Origin of the sequence: Paraburkholderia caffeinilytica, assembly GCF_051027425.1 — a bacterium.
GTDB lineage: Bacteria > Pseudomonadota > Gammaproteobacteria > Burkholderiales > Burkholderiaceae > Paraburkholderia > Paraburkholderia caffeinilytica_A.
Genome location: NZ_CP186552.1, coordinates 3,442,549 through 3,458,797 on the forward strand (window position 1 = coordinate 3,442,549; position 16,249 = coordinate 3,458,797).

General features: G+C 61.9%; 17 protein-coding genes. 6 read left to right on the plus strand and 11 right to left on the minus strand.

The genetic code is table 11. From position 1 onward, the window contains the following. Positions 1 to 78 precede the first annotated feature (78 nt). Positions 79 to 687 (minus strand): oligoribonuclease, encoded by a 609-nt coding sequence (gene orn / locus ACOSV0_RS15155; protein WP_434106970.1) that lies wholly within the window; start codon positions 685 to 687, stop codon positions 79 to 81. Positions 688 to 890: 203 nt separating this feature from the next. On the opposite strand from orn, the gene ACOSV0_RS15160 reads away from it, so the two are divergent. From ACOSV0_RS15160 to ACOSV0_RS15170, 3 genes are read left to right on the plus strand one after another with little or no spacing between them, the layout of a single operon-like run. Beyond that, entirely contained in the window at positions 891 to 2,150 is a 1,260-nt protein-coding gene (locus ACOSV0_RS15160) for a M48 family metallopeptidase (protein ID WP_434106971.1), read from the plus strand. Further along, positions 2,147 to 3,088, plus strand: a complete 942-nt coding sequence (rsgA, locus tag ACOSV0_RS15165; protein WP_434106972.1) for a ribosome small subunit-dependent GTPase A — start codon at positions 2,147 to 2,149, stop codon at positions 3,086 to 3,088. The genes ACOSV0_RS15160 and rsgA overlap by 4 nt, the downstream gene beginning before the upstream one ends. A 30-nt stretch (positions 3,089 to 3,118) precedes the next feature. Continuing rightward, a complete protein-coding gene (locus ACOSV0_RS15170; RefSeq protein ID WP_434106973.1) occupies positions 3,119 to 3,439 on the plus strand; it encodes a DUF2007 domain-containing protein in 321 nt (106 codons plus the stop codon). A 152-nt stretch (positions 3,440 to 3,591) separates the two neighbouring features. On the opposite strand, the gene ACOSV0_RS15175 is transcribed toward ACOSV0_RS15170, so the two are convergent. The 6 genes from ACOSV0_RS15175 to rpsP all read right to left on the minus strand — a co-directional run bounded on the left by ACOSV0_RS15175 (position 3,592) and on the right by rpsP (position 7,889). Next, entirely contained in the window at positions 3,592 to 4,530 is a 939-nt protein-coding gene (locus tag ACOSV0_RS15175) for a CobD/CbiB family protein (protein ID WP_434106974.1), read from the minus strand. Between the two features lie 115 nt (positions 4,531 to 4,645). Beyond that, positions 4,646 to 5,362, minus strand: a complete 717-nt coding sequence (locus ACOSV0_RS15180) for a CoA pyrophosphatase (protein WP_434106975.1) — start codon at positions 5,360 to 5,362, stop codon at positions 4,646 to 4,648. 93 nt (positions 5,363 to 5,455) lie between these two features. Further along, positions 5,456 to 5,845 carry a 50S ribosomal protein L19 gene (gene rplS / locus ACOSV0_RS15185; RefSeq protein ID WP_012433948.1) on the minus strand — a complete coding sequence of 130 codons (390 nt, stop codon included), beginning with the start codon at positions 5,843 to 5,845 and terminating at the stop codon, positions 5,456 to 5,458. A gap of 145 nt (positions 5,846 to 5,990) precedes the next feature. After that, positions 5,991 to 6,758, minus strand: coding sequence for a tRNA (guanosine(37)-N1)-methyltransferase TrmD (gene trmD / locus ACOSV0_RS15190; RefSeq protein ID WP_169485657.1), 768 nt, complete (start codon positions 6,756 to 6,758; stop codon positions 5,991 to 5,993). A gap of 24 nt (positions 6,759 to 6,782) precedes the next feature. Then, positions 6,783 to 7,517 (minus strand): ribosome maturation factor RimM, encoded by a 735-nt coding sequence (rimM, locus tag ACOSV0_RS15195; protein WP_434106977.1) that lies wholly within the window; start codon positions 7,515 to 7,517, stop codon positions 6,783 to 6,785. Positions 7,518 to 7,634: 117 nt separating this feature from the next. Then, entirely contained in the window at positions 7,635 to 7,889 is a 255-nt protein-coding gene (gene rpsP, locus ACOSV0_RS15200; protein WP_006050280.1) for a 30S ribosomal protein S16, read from the minus strand. Between the two features lie 172 nt (positions 7,890 to 8,061). On the opposite strand from rpsP, the gene ACOSV0_RS15205 reads away from it, so the two are divergent. Both ACOSV0_RS15205 and ACOSV0_RS15210 read left to right on the plus strand, forming a co-directional pair. After that, a complete protein-coding gene (locus ACOSV0_RS15205; RefSeq protein WP_434106978.1) occupies positions 8,062 to 9,264 on the plus strand; it encodes a PQQ-dependent sugar dehydrogenase in 1,203 nt (400 codons plus the stop codon). 300 nt (positions 9,265 to 9,564) lie between these two features. Next, positions 9,565 to 10,032, plus strand: a complete 468-nt coding sequence (locus ACOSV0_RS15210; protein WP_408195319.1) for an NINE protein — start codon at positions 9,565 to 9,567, stop codon at positions 10,030 to 10,032. 16 nt (positions 10,033 to 10,048) lie between these two features. Here the strand turns inward: ACOSV0_RS15210 and ACOSV0_RS15215 are convergent, their stop codons facing one another. Both ACOSV0_RS15215 and ACOSV0_RS15220 read right to left on the minus strand, forming a co-directional pair. Then, complete coding sequence (locus ACOSV0_RS15215; RefSeq protein ID WP_434106979.1) at positions 10,049 to 11,194, minus strand: PA0069 family radical SAM protein; 1,146 nt, start codon at positions 11,192 to 11,194, stop codon at positions 10,049 to 10,051. A gap of 97 nt (positions 11,195 to 11,291) precedes the next feature. Then, positions 11,292 to 11,780 carry an Lrp/AsnC ligand binding domain-containing protein gene (locus ACOSV0_RS15220; RefSeq protein ID WP_035547518.1) on the minus strand — a complete coding sequence of 163 codons (489 nt, stop codon included), beginning with the start codon at positions 11,778 to 11,780 and terminating at the stop codon, positions 11,292 to 11,294. Between the two features lie 168 nt (positions 11,781 to 11,948). On the opposite strand from ACOSV0_RS15220, the gene ACOSV0_RS15225 reads away from it, so the two are divergent. After that, on the plus strand, positions 11,949 to 13,235 hold the full coding sequence (locus ACOSV0_RS15225) for a D-amino acid dehydrogenase (protein ID WP_434106980.1): 1,287 nt from the start codon (positions 11,949 to 11,951) through the stop codon (positions 13,233 to 13,235). Positions 13,236 to 13,418: 183 nt separating this feature from the next. On the opposite strand, the gene ACOSV0_RS15230 is transcribed toward ACOSV0_RS15225, so the two are convergent. Next, positions 13,419 to 15,209 (minus strand): acyl-CoA dehydrogenase, encoded by a 1,791-nt coding sequence (locus ACOSV0_RS15230; protein ID WP_434106982.1) that lies wholly within the window; start codon positions 15,207 to 15,209, stop codon positions 13,419 to 13,421. A 103-nt stretch (positions 15,210 to 15,312) separates the two neighbouring features. Continuing rightward, positions 15,313 to 16,248 carry an electron transfer flavoprotein subunit alpha/FixB family protein gene (locus ACOSV0_RS15235; protein ID WP_434106983.1) on the minus strand — a complete coding sequence of 312 codons (936 nt, stop codon included), beginning with the start codon at positions 16,246 to 16,248 and terminating at the stop codon, positions 15,313 to 15,315. Position 16,249 lies beyond the last annotated feature (1 nt).

Below are 16,249 nucleotides of genomic sequence, written 5' to 3' on the forward strand. Positions count from 1 at the left end.
TATGGCACCGCCAGTCAGCGCCGCCGAAGCTGCGGCAGCGTGATCTTCATCGCCACAGCCCCCGGAGACGCAGCGGTTTTATTCCGCAGCCGCCCCTTCCGGCGCCGCCGGAATCAGGAAGTGCTCGCGGTAATACTTCAACTCGTCGATCGATTCATGAATGTCCGCCAGCGCCGTGTGCATCGCGCGTTTCTGGAAACCCTTGTAAATCGCCGGCTGCCAGCGGCGGCACAGTTCCTTCAACGTGCTGACGTCGAGATTGCGGTAATGGAAGAAGCGCTCCAGATCCGGCATCCAGCGCGCCATGAAACGGCGGTCCTGGCAGATCGAGTTGCCGCACATCGGCGATTTGCCGGGCGGCACATAAACGCTGAGAAAATCGCGAATCTGTTCGGTGGCGTCGGCTTCGCTCACCGTCGACGCCTTCACGCGGTCGATCAGGCCCGAGCGGCCATGCGTGTTCTGGTTCCACTGATCCATTTTGGCGAGCGTCTCGTCGCTCTGATGGATCGCCAGCACCGGGCCTTCCACCAACCTGTCGAGCGTCGAATTCGTCACCACCACCGCGATTTCGATGATGCGGTCGGTGTCCGGCTCGAGCCCGGTCATTTCCATGTCCAGCCAGACGAGATTCATGTCGCTGCGTACGAGCGGCGGCTGTTCGGTGGATGAGAGGATGTCAGTCATGAAGGCAACCCTGAGGGCCCGGCAAACGACTTCGCAAGAAGCGCGCTTGCCGCGGCAATTGTTCGTATGAGATCGGTTTGAGCCGGTTTGGACCGCGGTTTGGACCGCGGTCTGGATCGGTTCGGGCCCGGTTGAACTTATGGCCCCCGCCGCCAGGCGGGAAGAAACATATAATTCTCGCATAGATACCACGGAATCCCCGGATGCCTACCCTGTACTTCACCGTTCTGTTCGTCATCGCCGTCGTGGCGATGGTCGGCACCAAGCTGTGGCTCGCGTCGCGGCAGATCCGCTTCGTCGCCGGCCATCGCGAGCAGGTGCCGAGCCAGTTTGCCGGCACGATCGCGCTCACCGCGCATCAGCGCGCCGCGGACTACACCGTCGAACGCACCCGGCTGACCATGATCGAAATCGTCGTCGGCGCCGCCGTGCTGATCGGGCTGACGCTGCTGGGCGGCGTCCAGTCACTCGACCTGGCCATCTCCGACTGGCTGGGCCGTGGCTATGCCGGCCAGATCGCGCTGGTCGCCGCGGTGATCGCGATCACCGGCGTGATCGACCTGCCGTTCGAGTACTACCGGCAATTCGTGGTCGAACAACGCTTCGGCTTCAACCGGATGAGCAAAGGCATTTTCTTCCTCGACCGCCTCAAAGGCGTGCTGCTAGGCGCCGCGTTCGGCCTGCCGCTGCTGTTCGTCGTACTGTGGCTGATGAACCAGGCGGGCAGCCTGTGGTGGCTGTGGACATGGATCGTCTGGGTGGCGTTTCAGATGCTCGTGCTGGTGCTGTATCCGTCGTTTATCGCGCCGCTCTTCAACAAGTTCGAGCCACTCAAGGACGACGCGCTGAAAAGCCGCATCGAAGCGCTGATGCAACGCTGCGGCTTCGCCGCGAAGGGCCTGTTCGTGATGGACGGCAGCCGCCGTTCGGCGCACGGCAACGCGTATTTCACCGGCTTCGGCGCCGCCAAGCGGATCGTGTTCTTCGATACGCTGCTCGCGCGCCTGTCGGGAAGCGAGATCGAAGCGGTGCTCGCGCACGAACTCGGCCACTTCAAGCGCCGTCACGTGATCAAGCGGATGATCGTCACGTTCGCAATCAGTCTCGTGATGCTCGCCCTGCTCGGCTGGCTCACGCAATGCGTGTGGTTCTATGAAGGACTCGGCGTGCGGCCGTCGCTGATCGGCGGCAATAGCGGCCTCGCGCTGGTGCTGTTCTTCCTCGCGCTGCCGGTGTTCCTGTTCTTCGTCACGCCGCTCGGCAGCCTGAGCTCGCGCAAGCACGAGTTCGAAGCCGACGCGTTCGCCGCGACGCAAACCGATGCGCAAGATCTCGTCAACGCGCTCGTCAAGCTGTATGAGGACAACGCGTCGACGCTGACGCCCGATCCGCTCTACACCGCGTTCTATTATTCGCATCCGCCGGCGTCGCAGCGGATCGACCGCCTGCTGCGGCACGCATGAGCGGCCGCTCCCCGAAAGCGCCGCGCGCACCGTCCAGCACGCGCGTAGGCGGCGTGGTGATTGCCGCTCATGGGCGGCATTACCTGGTCGCGCCGGAAGACGGCAGCCCGATGCTCCAGTGCTTCCCGCGCGGCAAGCGCAGCGAAGTGGCGGTCGGCGATCGCGTGATTTACGAACCGACTTCGGCGGATCAGGGTGTGATCGTCGAGATCGGCGAGCGGCGCAATCTGCTGTATCGCTCGGATCAGTACAAATCGAAGCTCTTCGCCGCGAACCTCGACCAGTTGCTGATCGTGCTCGCCACCGAGCCGCATTTCAGCGAAGACCTGCTCGGCCGTGCGCTGGTTGCCGCTGAAGCGAACGAGCTGAAGCCGTTGATCGTGCTGAACAAGATCGACGTTGTGGGCGAACTTGCGGGCGCGCGCGCGCGCCTGGAACGCTATACCGCGTTGGGTTACACAGTCGTGGAAGTGTCGATCAAGACGCAGCCTGACGCTGCGCGCGCCGCTTTGATCGAGCATCTGCACGGTCACTCGACGTTGCTGCTCGGCCAGTCGGGCATGGGCAAATCGACGTTGGTGAATCTGCTGATTCCAGATGCCGAAGTCGCCACGCGCGAAATTTCGACCGCGTTGAACAGCGGGCGGCATACCACCACGTTCACGCGGCTCTACCCTCTGCCCGGCGACGGCGGCGGCGCGTTGATCGACTCGCCGGGCTTCCAGGAATTCGGCTTGCATCATCTGACCGAAGGCCGGCTCGAACGCGCGTTTCCCGAGTTCCGGCCGTTGCTGCCGAACTGCCGCTTCTACAACTGCCATCACTTGCAGGAGCCGGGCTGCGCGATTCTCGAAGCGGTCGCCGATGGCCGCATCCGGCGCGAACGGCACGCCCTGTACGCGCAGCTGGTGCACGAAGCCAGCCAGATCGTGCGCTGAGGCGCGTCGCTGTCAACCCATGGATTCACGATGAAATTGATGCGCGCGCCGAATCTGATCATCGGACAGCATTGGGTCAATGTGCTGGAGACGGCGGGCATCGCTTGCGAGTTGCATAACCGTTATCTGAACGGTGCGCTCGGCGATATTCCGGCGGATCAGTGTGCGCCGGAGCTGTGGCTGGTGGATGAGCGCGACGAGGCGATGGCTCGGCGGTTGATCGATGCGGCTTCGCATGGACCGGCTGCGGGATCGCCTTCGTGGCGATGCCGTCAGTGTGGGGAGACGCTTGAGGCGCAGTTCACGGTGTGCTGGCAGTGTGGGACGGCGCGTGATCCGCGGGATGGGTGAAGTGGCTGGCCGCCCCGGCGGGTAGACCTTGGGGCGGCACGGACTCAGGTTCCAAACGGTAAAGCCGCCGCAGCGTGATCAATAAAAAAGCCGGGTTCAATACCCGGCTTTTTTATGTCGCGTTAGTCGCGCGCTGACTCAAGTGAGCTGCATCAGGCAAGCCACACCGCGATCGTCAGCATTAACAGCAGAATCATCCACAGCACTACCGCGCGCCACACGAGTCCCACCGCCGATTGCAACGTGCGCGGCGTGCAGTCGTCGCCGACTTGCATCGGACCGCCGTCGCCGGTAGTCAGCGCGTCGAGACTCGACTGTTCCGCAAGCGGGCCACTCAGACGCGCACCCAGCGCCCCGCTGCCCGCGGCCAGCAACACACCGTCGTTCGCATCCGGCCACTGACGCGCGTGGTTACGCCACGCATAAATCGCATCTTCGAAATTACCGACGATCGCAAAGCCGAGCGACGTCAGCCGCGCCGGCACCCAGTCGATCACGAAGAAGGCACGCTGCGCGAAACTCGAAAACGCGGCGGTACGATCGTCGACCGGCCGCGCCCACGTCCGCGCCAGATACTCGGCGATCCGATACAGCACCGCGCCGGCAGGCCCGACCGGAATCAGGAACCAGAAAAACACGCCGAATACATGCCGGTGCGAGGCGACCACCGCGTGAATCAGCGTATGCCGCACGATCTCGCTGACGGGCATGTCGACCGTGTCGAGCCCGGTCCATTCATTCAGGATTTCACGCGCGCGCGGCACGTCGTCATTGTTCAACGCGAGGTGGATGTCGGTGAAGTAATGGCTGAACTGCCGGAAGCCAAGCGTGAAATACAGCACCGCGACGTTCCACAGGAAGGCCAGCGCGAAGTGAATGTGATACAGCACGTAGTAGACAAGCGCGACGGCCAGCGTCCAGGGCACCACCACCACGAGCCACGCGAGCACGCCGTGCTTGGGCTTGCCGGCATCGAATCCGTGCGCCGCCGACTCCGCATGGTATTGAAGCAATGCCGCCACCGGATTGTTCAGCGACAGCGCGCGCACCTGTTCAATAATCAGAGCCAGCAATACGGAGAAAAAAGTCATGCGATGCGCCGTGCTTTTCGAGTTTTTACGATTGTTTTATAACGATAGCACAGGGTCGGATGCGACTGAGCGCCGACATTGACAAACACTCGACAACTGCACAAACCGGCATCGCTCACGCTGCGAGAAAGCGATAGAAGTTGCGCAGCATCGCCGCCGTCGCCCCCCAGATGAAATAATGGCCGCCCACCTGGCGCTCGCGGTCCTCCGCTTCCGCCGACGCTGCCCGCGGATAGGGCATGGCAAAGAAACGGCGCTCGCCGCCTTCGTAGCGAAACACCCGCTCTTCGTGGTGCGCCGGGTTCATTAAAAAAGCGAGCGGCACTTCGAATACATCGGCTACTTCGAATGCATCGGCTTTCAACGTGAATGGCGGATGCACGAGACCGATCACGGGTGTCACACGAAACCCGGTGCCTGTCAGATAGTCGGGCAATGCACCGAGAATCTCAACGCGCGACGGATCGAGACCGACTTCCTCCTGCGCCTCGCGCAGGGCCGTGGCGGTCGCATCGGCATCGAACGGTTCGTGACGGCCGCCGGGAAAGCTCACCTGGCCGGCGTGGTCGTTCAGATGATCGGCTCGTTGGGTCAGCAGCACGGTGAGGCCGTTATCGCGCACGACCAATGGCACCAGCACGGCGGCAACGCGCGGATCGACGTGCTGATCGCGCCAGGGGGCTTCGATAATCGGCTCGGGTGTCCAGCTCAGACGCTGCTCGAAACGCGCACGCAAGCCATCGGGCGTCAGGCGCCCGGCAAACACCGGCGGCAGATCGGCGCCCGTCGCTTCGACAGGTAGAGTTTCAGGCTCGAAGGCGGGGCGGATCAACGGGTCTCTCGGAATAAGCGGATAGGGGATATTCCGCTATTTTGACCTGGCAAACAAAAAAGCACCCGCGAGGGGTGCTTTTTCTTACAGCTTTTACGCTTCCGGAGCAGCGCGGTCTTTCTTGGCGACCAGCTTTTCCTTGATTCGAGCCGACTTGCCCGAACGGTCGCGCAGGTAGTACAGCTTCGCACGACGCACATCGCCACGACGCTTCACGACGATGCTTGCCAGCAGCGGCGAGTACGTCTGGAACGTACGCTCAACGCCTTCGCCCGACGAAATCTTGCGGACGATGAACGACGAATTCAGACCACGGTTACGCTTGGCGATCACAACGCCTTCGTAAGCCTGAACACGCTTACGCGTACCTTCAACCACGTTCACGCTGACGATCACCGTATCGCCGGGAGCGAATTCGGGGATGGTCTTCTCGCCGAGGGCACGGCCGATTTCTTCCTGCTCGAGTATTGCAATCAGATTCATCACTGACTCCTAAGTCCATCTTGTCGGCGTTCGTACCTGCCTCACAGAAAACTGCTTGGCTACGGCCCCGATAGAGGATGGGTTCACATCTGGCGCCGTACACGCATGTGCGGCACCGCCTATGTCCGCTCGAAAGACCAAGGCTTTACGCCTTCGACGCTTCCTTCGCGAGACTCGTAAGCCATGCCTCGTCGGCACGGCTCAACATCTTGTTCTTCCTGGCCTTCACGATCAGATCGGGCCGTTTGTTCAACGTATTGCGCAAAGCCTCACGCCGGCGCCACGCTTCGATTTCCGCATGATGGCCGCCAAGCAGCACATCGGGCACGCGCACGCCGTTGTATTCCTCCGGACGCGTGTAGTGCGGACAATCCAGCAGCACGTCGACAAAACTGTCTTGCACCGCCGATTGCGAGTCGTTCAGCACGCCCGGCAACTGACGCACCACGGCATCCATCAACGCCATGGCCGGCAATTCACCGCCGGACAGCACGAAGTCGCCAAGACTGACTTCTTCGTCGACGACACGGTCGAGCAAACGCTGATCGATCGCTTCATAGCGCCCGCACAACAGGATCAGACCGGGCTCGGCCGCGAACTGCATGACGCGGTCGTGATTCAGCGTAGCCCCTTGAGGCGACATCATCACGACGCGCGACGCGCCGATGCCCTGCTCCGCCTGCGCCGCTTTCGCCGCGCCGATCGCGTCTTCCAGAGGCTTGGCCAGCATCACCATGCCGGGGCCGCCGCCGTACGGGCGATCGTCGATAGTGCGGTAGTTGTCGGTCGTGAAATCGCGTGGATTCCACGTGCGCAACCCGTAGCGCTCCTGCTTCGCCGCACGGCTGGTAATACCCCAGTCGGTCAGCGCACGAAACATGTCAGGAAAGAGCGTCACGACATCGAACTGCATCGCTCTCTCCATTCAGCGAGTTATTTAGTAATCGGCTTCCCAGTCGACGATGATCTGCTTCGCCGCCTGATCCACCGTTTTGACAAAGACACCGACGAACGGGATCAAACGCTCGCCGGTGACCGGCTTACCGTTTTTGTCGGTATCCGGGTATTCGATGCGCAACACCGAGTGCGCACCGTTGTCGATCATGTCTGCAACCTTGCCGAGATTGACGCCGGCAACGTTCACCACATCCAGGCCGAGCAGGTCGACCCAGTAGAATTCATCGGCCTCGAGGACCGGAAACTCGCTGCGGCTGATATAAACGCGCGTGCCGCGCAGTGCCAGCGCCACATCGCGGTCAGTTACGCCGCCCAGATGGGCAACGACACTGTCGCTATGCGTTTTTGCGTGTAATGACGGCGCTGACTTGCGCTCCTGGCCTTTCAGCAACCACCAGCGCTTCGCGCTTAGCAACGCGTCTCCGCCGTGCCCGGCGTCCGCATGCGGGGCCACCTTGACCCAGCCTTTGAGGCCGTAAGCGTCGACGATTGCACCGACCTCGACCGCATCGGCCGGCCAGCTTTCCACCGTTTCCGCTCGCATTTCTGCTGCGCTGGAAGCGGTGCTTGCAACTTTGGCTTTCGCCTTGCCTTCGGCTCCTTCGACCGGCTTGCGGACGAATGCACCGAACGGCGCCTGACCAGACGTCTTCGCGCGCGGGGCTGCCGCTTTTGCCTTCACGCGACCTGAACTGCTGGAATCACGCTCAGACATAAGAGAACCTCGCTGCCAACTTCGACGTCTGCTTCAGCAAAACTCGCGCATCGGACTGCTCACGCAAGCTGCGCGAGCCGCCGGCCGAACCGACGACGATACGCATGCGAGCTACCATTAAGCAGCCGGCTGCGCCTTTTGCGCTTCTTTCACGAGACGCTCGACGGTCGGCGACAGTTGTGCGCCAACGCCTTGCCAATACGTCAGGCGATCTTGAGCGATACGCAGCGACTCACCCTTCGTAGCGACCGGGTTGTAGAAGCCAACGCGTTCGATGAAGCGGCCGTCACGACGGTTACGCGAATCGGTTGCGACGATGTTGTAGAACGGGCGCTTCTTGGAGCCGCCACGAGCCAAGCGGATGATGACCATACTAGAATCCTTGAAAACCGGGGTTCGGAACGACTGAAACACGCGATTATAGCGGGAAACCGACGCCATAACAAACACTTACCGGGATAAACTGAGCGACCGGGTTGCGCCGGCCATACAGGCTGGGCCTCCGGATCACGCCGAAACGCCCGAATTACCTGATGGAACGCCCGTGAAACTCCTGCTGCCGCCTGCGTTTTTTTTCGCTTCGTTCGCCGTCTTCCGGCGAGTTGTCGGCTTTTCGCTGCTTGCCGGCTTTTCGCGCACCGCCCGCGTTCAGGCGCTGCGAGCCGGCACAGCGCTGTTGCTCGCGGCCACGGCCCTGCCGGCGCTAGCCGCGTTGCCGGTCGAACGCATCAAACTGCCGCCTGGCTTCCATATTGAAGTGCTGTCGGACGCGGTGCCAAGCGCGCGGGCCATGGCGCTCTCGCCGAAGGGCATTCTTTATATAGGCAGCCTCGACGGCCACGTCTACGCGCTCGAACTGCAGAATGGACGTGTGACAGCCCGCCATGTGATCGCCTCCGGGTTGCAAATGCCAGCGGGCGTGGCATGGCGAGATGGCGCGCTGTATGTGTCCGCGGTGTCGAGAATTCTACGCTTCGACGCGATCGACGCCCATCTGAACGATCCGCCCAAGCCGGTCGTTATCACCGACAATCTGCCGACAGAAACGCACCATGGCTGGAAATTCATCGCTTTCGGCCCGGACGGCAAGCTGTACGTGCCGCAAGGCGCGCCCTGCAACGTCTGCCTGAAAGACCGTGACCGCTTCGGGCTGATCGGGCGCATGGACCCGGACGGCAGCCACTATGAAGTCGTGGCGCGCGGCATTCGCAACACGGTCGGCTTTGCATGGCATCCGGTGACGCACGAGTTGTGGTTCACCGACAACGGCCGCGACCTGATGGGCGACGACGTCCCGGACGACAAACTCAACCGTGCGCCACGCGCAGGCATGGACTTCGGATTTCCGTACTGCCATGGCGGCGACACGTCCGACCCCGAATTCGGCAAAGACCATCCGTGCAGCGCTTTCACACCGCCGGTTGTCAAACTCGGCGCGCATGTCGCCTCGCTCGGCATGCGCTTTTACAGTGGCTCGATGTTCCCGGCCGGTTATCGAGACAATATTTTTATCGCCGGACATGGCTCCTGGAATCGCAGCAAGAAGGTCGGCTACCGGGTCGTGCGGGTGATCACCAACCCGAACGGCAGCAACGCGCGTCAGGAAGTCTTTGCCGAAGGCTGGCTCCAGCCGGGCGAAGCCGTGTGGGGCCGCCCTGCCGACGTGCAGCCGCTGCCCGACGGCTCGCTGCTAATCAGCGACGACTACGCCGGCGCCGTCTATCGCGTGACCTATTCCGCGCCTTAGCCGTACCAACTGCGCAGTGGCGCGCGCAGGCCACCGGCGATGCCAAACCTGCGGCGACCACGGCCACCCGCACGACCGGCGCGGTCACAAACGTCGCACCCGGCGACGCAAACAAATCGTTCAGGCCGCCGACGCAACCCGCTCGTGCCCAACCCAATAACGAACACAAGCAGCCGTGGCCTCTCCATGCGCTTGTACGTCACCTGACCGCCACCACACCGCGTGGCGTAGAATGCGCGTCGGTCCACGCCCACCGGCGCCCCGCTCCTTACGACCGCCTGTCACTCAGATCCCGCCTACATGTCCACTCTTGCTTCGACTTCCTCGCATTTCAGATCCAAGACGATTACCGCCGCCCTGGCGTTCTTCTTCGGCAGCCTTGGCGCTCATCGCTTCTATCTGTACGGCATGCGCGACATTTACGGCTGGGCTCATCTGCTCGGCACGCTGATCGGAATTCCGGGCGCCATGCTGGTGGTGGCAAGCGAGCGGGCTTCGATGCTCGGCTGGGTGCTCGCTTTTTTCGGCGCCGTTTCGCTGCTCTCCGCCTTTCTGGCCGCTATCGTCTACGGCCTGCGTCCCGATGAAAAATGGGATGCGCAGTTCAACGCACAAACCCAGCGCAAAAGCCGCTCCGGCTGGACCGTCATTTTCATCGTGATCTTTTCGTTGCTGATCGGTGCGTTCCTGTTGATGACGGGTCTCGCGATCTCGTTCCAGACTTACTTCGAAGGCCAGGTGCAAGCCGCCAAAGCGCTGTCGCAATAACAGCCTGCGCTTTACGCTAAAAAAGGTTCAGTTGAGGATTGTCGCGCGCCGGTATTTCAGCGCGCGACGGCTCGCCCCGGCGAAAGTGCGACATATCCAGAATCCCGCGATCGCGCCGGTTCAGTCCCAGACGGCGCGTGGCTTTCTGGAATCGCTGCTTTAACAGATCCGCCCACAAGCCTTCTCCCTTCATTCGAGTGGAGAAATTCGAGTCGTAGTCTTTACCGCCTCGCATATCGCGTACGCGGCTCATCACCCGGTCGGCACGATCGGGAAAATGCGCCGCGAGCCAATCCTTGAATAGCGGCGCAACTTCCCACGGCAAGCGCAGCACGATGTAGCTCGCATTGCTTGCGCCGGCTTCTGCGCAGGCTTCCAGCACGCGCTCCATGTCTGGCTCGGTGACAAATGGAATCACCGGCGCAATGCTGACGCCGACGGGAATGCCTGCCTCACTCAACGTACGGATTGTGCGCAGCCGACGCGACGGCGTGGCCGCACGAGGCTCGAGCGTGCGCGCGATATCGGCGTCTAGCGTGGTGATGGTGATGGCCGCCATGAACTGCCCGCGCGCCGCCATGGGCGCAAGCAGATCGATATCCCGCTCAATCAACGACGATTTGGTGATCGCCGCAAATGGATGGCCCCGTTCGCTGAGCACTTCGATTACCCGCCGCGTAAGCCGCAAATCGCGCTCGACAGGTTGCCAGGCATCCGTATTGACGCCCAGCGCGATCGGCTCCGGCACATAGGACTTCTTCGACAACTCGCGCTCGAGCAATTCCGGCGCATTAATTTTCGCGTAGATGCGGCTTTCGAAGTCGAGTCCCGGCGACAACCCCAGATAACTATGCGTAGGCCGCGCGAAGCAGTAGATACAGCCGTGTTCGCAGCCCCGATACGGGTTCAGCGACACGCCAAACGGGATATCCGGCGACGCATTGCGCGTGAGAATGGTCTTGGCCCGCTCTTCGAAAATCTGTGTGCGCAAAACCTTCGGCTCGCTGTCTTCCTCCGGCGACGAAATCCAGCCGTCGTCCACCACTTCACGCTGGTCGACTTCGTAACGGCCCTGCAGGTTCGTCACCGCGCCGCGCCCCTTGCGGGGTGCCGGCAGAGCGATCGGAAATTCGTGGGCGGAGTGGAGGTCGGAATCGGTCACGGCTGGAACACACAAAAACAAAACGGCGCAAAACACCTGTATAAATATACAGTGTTTACGCCGTTTGTCGAGTCCAGCTACGCCGCTACCGCACGCGCTAATCGCCCACTGCAATCGTCAGCGTTTCCTTAATCTCTTCCATTACGACATAGCTCTTCGACTGCACCGCGCCGGGCAGTTGCAGCAGGATGTCGCCCAGCAGTTTCCGGTAGTCGGCCATTTCGCCGATTCGCGCCTTGATCAGATAGTCGAAGTCGCCCGAGACGAGGTGGCACTCCAGCACCTCAGGGATCTTCTGCACCTCGCGGCGGAACTGATCGAACATGTTGCCGCTTTTATGATCGAGCGTGATCTCGACGAACACCAGCAGCGCCGCGCCGAGTTCAGCCGGATTCACGCGTGCGTGATAGCCGGTGATCACGCCGTCGCGCTCCATCCGCTTGACGCGTTCGATGCACGGCGTAACGGACAGTCCGACCTGTTCGGCGAGGTCTTTCATCGCCATGCGGCCGTCCTGTTGCAGGAGCCGCAGGATCTTGTGATCGAGTTTGTCGAGGGACCGGACCGGTTGGCGCTGTGTACGCATAGTGTTTTTGCTGAAAATCCTGAAAATACAATAACAAAACCTGCCCGACTGTTAATAGTATAGCGGTTAACACTGGGCGATCCTTGTTACACCTCGTTAATCGAACGAATTCAAACGAATCGACACGAAGGCGCCCTCAGAACCCTTACTGGATATCCTGGAGCAGCTATGCGAGTCGTCGTCTTGGGCAGTGGCGTTGTCGGCGTGACGAGTGCTTATTACCTGGCGCGCGCCGGTCATGAAGTGACCGTGATCGATCGCGAGGCCGGCCCGGCGCTCGAAACCAGCTTTGCCAATGCCGGCCAGATCTCGCCGGGCTACGCGTCGCCGTGGGCGGCGCCGGGCGTGCCGCTGAAGGCCGTCAAGTGGATGTTCCAGAAGCATGCGCCGCTGGCGATCCGTCTCGACGGCACGCAATTCCAGCTGCAATGGATGTGGCAGATGCTGCAAAACTGCACGTCGTCGCGTTACGCGGTGAACAAGGGCCGCATGGTGCGCCTTGCCGAATACAGCCGCGATTGCCTGCAAGCGCTGCGCGCCGAAACCGGCATCCAGTACGAAGGCCGCACTGGCGGCACGCTGCAGGTATTCCGCACGCAACAGCAATTCGACGGCGCCGCGAAAGACATCGCCGTGCTGCAGGAAGCCAACGTGCCGTATGAACTGCTCTCGCCGGCCGAACTCGCGCAAGCCGAACCGGCGCTCGCCGCCGTCTCGCACAAGCTGACGGGCGGTCTGCGCCTGCCGGGCGACGAAACCGGCGACTGCCAGATGTTCACCACGCGCCTCGCCGCGATGGCCGAGCAACTGGGTGTCAAGTTCCGCTACAACACGCCGATCGACGCACTCGCCATGGCTGGCGACCGCATCGCCGGCGTGCAATGCGGCGATGAACTCGTGCGCGCGGATTCATTCGTCGTCGCGCTCGGTTCGTACTCGACGAAATTCCTGTCCGGTCTGGTGAAGATCCCGGTCTACCCGCTCAAGGGATATTCGATCACCGCGCCGATCGTCAATGAAGCAGCCGCGCCAATTTCGACCGTGCTCGACGAGACGTACAAGATCGCGATCACGCGTTTCGACGACCGGATTCGCGTCGGCGGCATGGCCGAGATCGTCGGCTTCGACAAGTCGCTGCGCCAGGCGCGCCGCGAAACGCTGGAACTGTGCGTGAACGATCTGTTCCCGGGCGGCGGCGATACGTCGAAGGCAACGTTCTGGACCGGTCTGCGCCCGATGACGCCGGACGGCACACCGATCGTCGGCCGCACTCCCGTGCCGAACCTGTTCCTGAACACGGGTCACGGCACGCTGGGCTGGACGATGTCGTGCGGCTCGGGGCAACTGCTGGCCGACGTGATGTCGGGCAAGCAGCCGGTGATCAAGGCGGACGATCTGTCGGTGCATCGCTATCTCGGCGAGACAGGCGGCGCGCATCGTCCGGCTTATGCCTGAGGCTTCAGGGTTTAACGATTAACGCTTCGCGAGCAGTTAAGCCGGTTCTGTTATCGCTGATAAATCGGACTGGTAAATCGGCCTCACAAACCGGCCTGACAAAAACAAACGGCGCCCCAACAACAGGGCGCCGTTTGTTTTTACCCACGAGCTTTCGCTACATAGCTCGCGAGAAGTGCGGCATCAGAACTGATCGTCCGACAACGCCAGCACACTCTCCCCACCCTTCGCGCTGACAATCGACGCCTCCAGTGCCGACGCCAACGGCAGCACATGCTCCGCGTAAAACTGCGCGGTGGCGATCTTCGCGCCGTAGAACGATGGATCTTCGTCGCGCTTTTCGGCCGCCACGAGCAACGCACGCGCCATTTGCCAGCCGCCCAAGACAATGCCTGCCAGCTTCAGATACGGCACGCTGCCGGCAAACACTGCGTTCGGATCGCTCCGCGTGTTGGCGACAACGAAATCGACCGCCGCGCTCAGCGAGCGATGACCTTGCGCCAGATACTTCTTCATCGAATCGAACGCAGCGCCCTGTTGCGCGCCGAGCGCGTCGATCGTTTCGGTCACGTCCGCCAGCAGCGACTTCGCCACTTTGCCGCCATCACGCACCGTCTTGCGGCCGATCAGGTCGTTGGCCTGGATCGCGGTCGTTCCTTCGTAGATCGGCAAAATGCGCGCGTCGCGGTAGTACTGCGCGGCGCCGGTTTCTTCGATGAAACCCATCCCGCCGTGCACCTGCACGCCGAGGCTCGTCACGTCGATCGACAACTCCGTGCTCCAGCCCTTCACGATCGGCACGAGATATTCGTAGATCGCCTGATGCTCGGCGCGCTTCGCTTCATCGGGATGACGATGCGCGATATCGCAGTGACTCGCGGCGACATACGCCAATGCGCGCGACGCTTCAGTCAGGCCGCGCATCGTCGCGAGCATACGGCGCACGTCCGGGTGCTGAATGATCGCCACCGACTGCTTCGCGGAACCATCCACCGGCCGGCTTTGCACGCGATCCTTCGCATACGCCACAGCCTTCTGATACGCGCGATCCGACACGCCGACGCCCTGCATCCCCACCGCGAAACGCGCCGCGTTCATCATGATGAACATGTACTCGAGGCCGCGATTTTCTTCGCCGATCAGGTGGCCGATCGCGCCGCCGTGGTCGCCGAATTGCAGCACCGCGGTCGGGCTCGCCTTGATGCCGAGCTTGTGCTCGATCGACACGCAATGCACGTCGTTACGTTCGCCGAGCGAGCCGTCTTCGTTGATGAGAAACTTCGGCACGATGAAAAGCGAAATGCCCTTCACGCCTTCCGGTGCATTCGGCGTGCGCGCCAGCACGAGATGCGCGATGTTCTTCGCCATGTCGTGCTCGCCCCACGTGATGAAAATCTTGGTGCCGAACAGCTTGAAGGAGCCATCGCCCTGCGGCTCGGCGCGCGTACGCACCAGCGCGAGGTCGGAGCCGGCTTGCGGCTCGGTCAGGTTCATCGTGCCGGTCCACTCGCCGGAAATCAGCCTGGGCACGTAGGTTTGCTTCTGCTCTTCGCTGCCTGCCGTAAGCAGCGCCTCGATGGCGCCATCCGTAAGCAGCGGGCACAGCGCGAACGACAGGTTCGAGGCGTTCAGCATCTCGATACAGGCTGTGGCGATCAGCTTGGGCAGGCCCTGGCCTTCATAGTCGACCGGATGTTGCACGCCTTGCCAGCCGCCTTCGCCGAACTGGCGGAATGCGTCCTTGAAACCGGGCGTTGCCGTGACCACGCCATCCTTCCAGCTGCTCGGATTGCGATCGCCTTCCACATTCAGCGGCGCCAGCACTTCGCCGCATAGTTTCGCCGACTCTTCGAGCACCGCCTGCGCGGTCTCGAGGTTCGCGTCTTCGAAGCCCGGCAGCGTCGCGATGTCGTCAATACCGGCCAGTTCTTTCATCACGAACAGCATGTCCTTGATGGGCGCCGTATAGCTCATTTCAGTTCTCCTCCTGCCTGTCGATATAAAAAGGGCGCCGGACTTGATCGGTCCCGCGCCCTTTCGTGTGCTGCCAGACGCCTTTTAACCGGCGCTGCGGCGCTTAGCCGAGCTCGCTAACAAGTTCGGGCACAACCGTGAACAGATCGCCCACCAGACCGTAATCGGCGACGCTGAAAATCGGCGCTTCCGGGTCCTTGTTGATCGCCACAATCACCTTCGAGTCCTTCATGCCGGCCAGATGCTGGATCGCACCCGAGATGCCGACCGCCACGTACAGTTGCGGCGCAACGATCTTGCCGGTCTGGCCGACCTGATAGTCGTTCGGCACGAAGCCCGCATCGACCGCTGCGCGCGAGGCGCCCAGCGCTGCGTTCAGCTTGTCGGCCAGCGGTTCGAGCACCTTGGTGTAGTTTTCGCCATTGCCCAGACCGCGGCCACCCGAGACGATGATCTTCGCCGAGGTCAGTTCCGGACGGTCCAGCTTCGTCACTTCACGGTTCACGAACTGCGACAGGCCGGTATCAGCTGCGGCTTCGATCTTCTCGACCGTTGCGCCGCCGCCTTCGGCCGCGACTGCGTCGAAACCGGTCGTACGGACCGTAATGACCTTGATCGGGTCTTGAGATTGAACGGTAGCGATTGCGTTACCCGCGTAGATCGGACGCTCAAAGGTGTCTGCGCTGTCCACTGCCGTGATATCGCTGATCTGCGCGACGTCCAGCTTCGCGGCGATACGCGGCGCGATGTTCTTACCGTAAGCGGTTGCCGGCGTGAGGATGTGCGAATAGTCCTTCGCGATATTCAGCACCGTCGCTTCGACGTTTTCTGCGAGACCTGCCTCGAGTTGCGGCGCGTCGGCCAGCAGGACCTTCGAAACACCTGCAATCTTCGCTGCCGCATCCGCCGCAGCTTGCGCGTTGTGACCTGCCACCAGCACATGAATATCGCCACCAATCTTCTGCGCGGCGGCAATCGTGTTCAGCGTCGCGGCCTTGATCGATGCGTTATCGTGTTCTGCAATTACCAGATTCGTCATT

Excerpts from the sequence above, each read along its gene's own strand:
- rimM (WP_434106977.1), bottom strand. The coding sequence starts at position 7,517 with ATGTCTGAGCGTGATTCCAGCAGTTCAGGTCGCGTGAAGGCAAAAGCG.
- ACOSV0_RS15210 (WP_408195319.1), top strand. The coding sequence starts at position 9,565 with ATGTCCACTCTTGCTTCGACTTCCTCGCATTTCAGATCCAAGACGATT.
- rsgA (WP_434106972.1), top strand. The coding sequence starts at position 2,147 with ATGAGCGGCCGCTCCCCGAAAGCGCCGCGCGCACCGTCCAGCACGCGC.
- ACOSV0_RS15230 (WP_434106982.1), bottom strand. The coding sequence starts at position 15,209 with ATGAGCTATACGGCGCCCATCAAGGACATGCTGTTCGTGATGAAAGAA.
- rplS (WP_012433948.1), bottom strand. The coding sequence starts at position 5,845 with ATGAATCTGATTGCAATACTCGAGCAGGAAGAAATCGGCCGTGCCCTC.
- ACOSV0_RS15235 (WP_434106983.1), bottom strand. The coding sequence starts at position 16,248 with ATGACGAATCTGGTAATTGCAGAACACGATAACGCATCGATCAAGGCC.
- ACOSV0_RS15175 (WP_434106974.1), bottom strand. The coding sequence starts at position 4,530 with ATGACTTTTTTCTCCGTATTGCTGGCTCTGATTATTGAACAGGTGCGC.
- trmD (WP_169485657.1), bottom strand. The coding sequence starts at position 6,758 with ATGCAGTTCGATGTCGTGACGCTCTTTCCTGACATGTTTCGTGCGCTG.
- ACOSV0_RS15225 (WP_434106980.1), top strand. The coding sequence starts at position 11,949 with ATGCGAGTCGTCGTCTTGGGCAGTGGCGTTGTCGGCGTGACGAGTGCT.
- ACOSV0_RS15220 (WP_035547518.1), bottom strand. The coding sequence starts at position 11,780 with ATGCGTACACAGCGCCAACCGGTCCGGTCCCTCGACAAACTCGATCAC.
- ACOSV0_RS15170 (WP_434106973.1), top strand. The coding sequence starts at position 3,119 with ATGAAATTGATGCGCGCGCCGAATCTGATCATCGGACAGCATTGGGTC.
- rpsP (WP_006050280.1), bottom strand. The coding sequence starts at position 7,889 with ATGGTCATCATCCGCTTGGCTCGTGGCGGCTCCAAGAAGCGCCCGTTC.
- ACOSV0_RS15160 (WP_434106971.1), top strand. The coding sequence starts at position 891 with ATGCCTACCCTGTACTTCACCGTTCTGTTCGTCATCGCCGTCGTGGCG.
- orn (WP_434106970.1), bottom strand. The coding sequence starts at position 687 with ATGACTGACATCCTCTCATCCACCGAACAGCCGCCGCTCGTACGCAGC.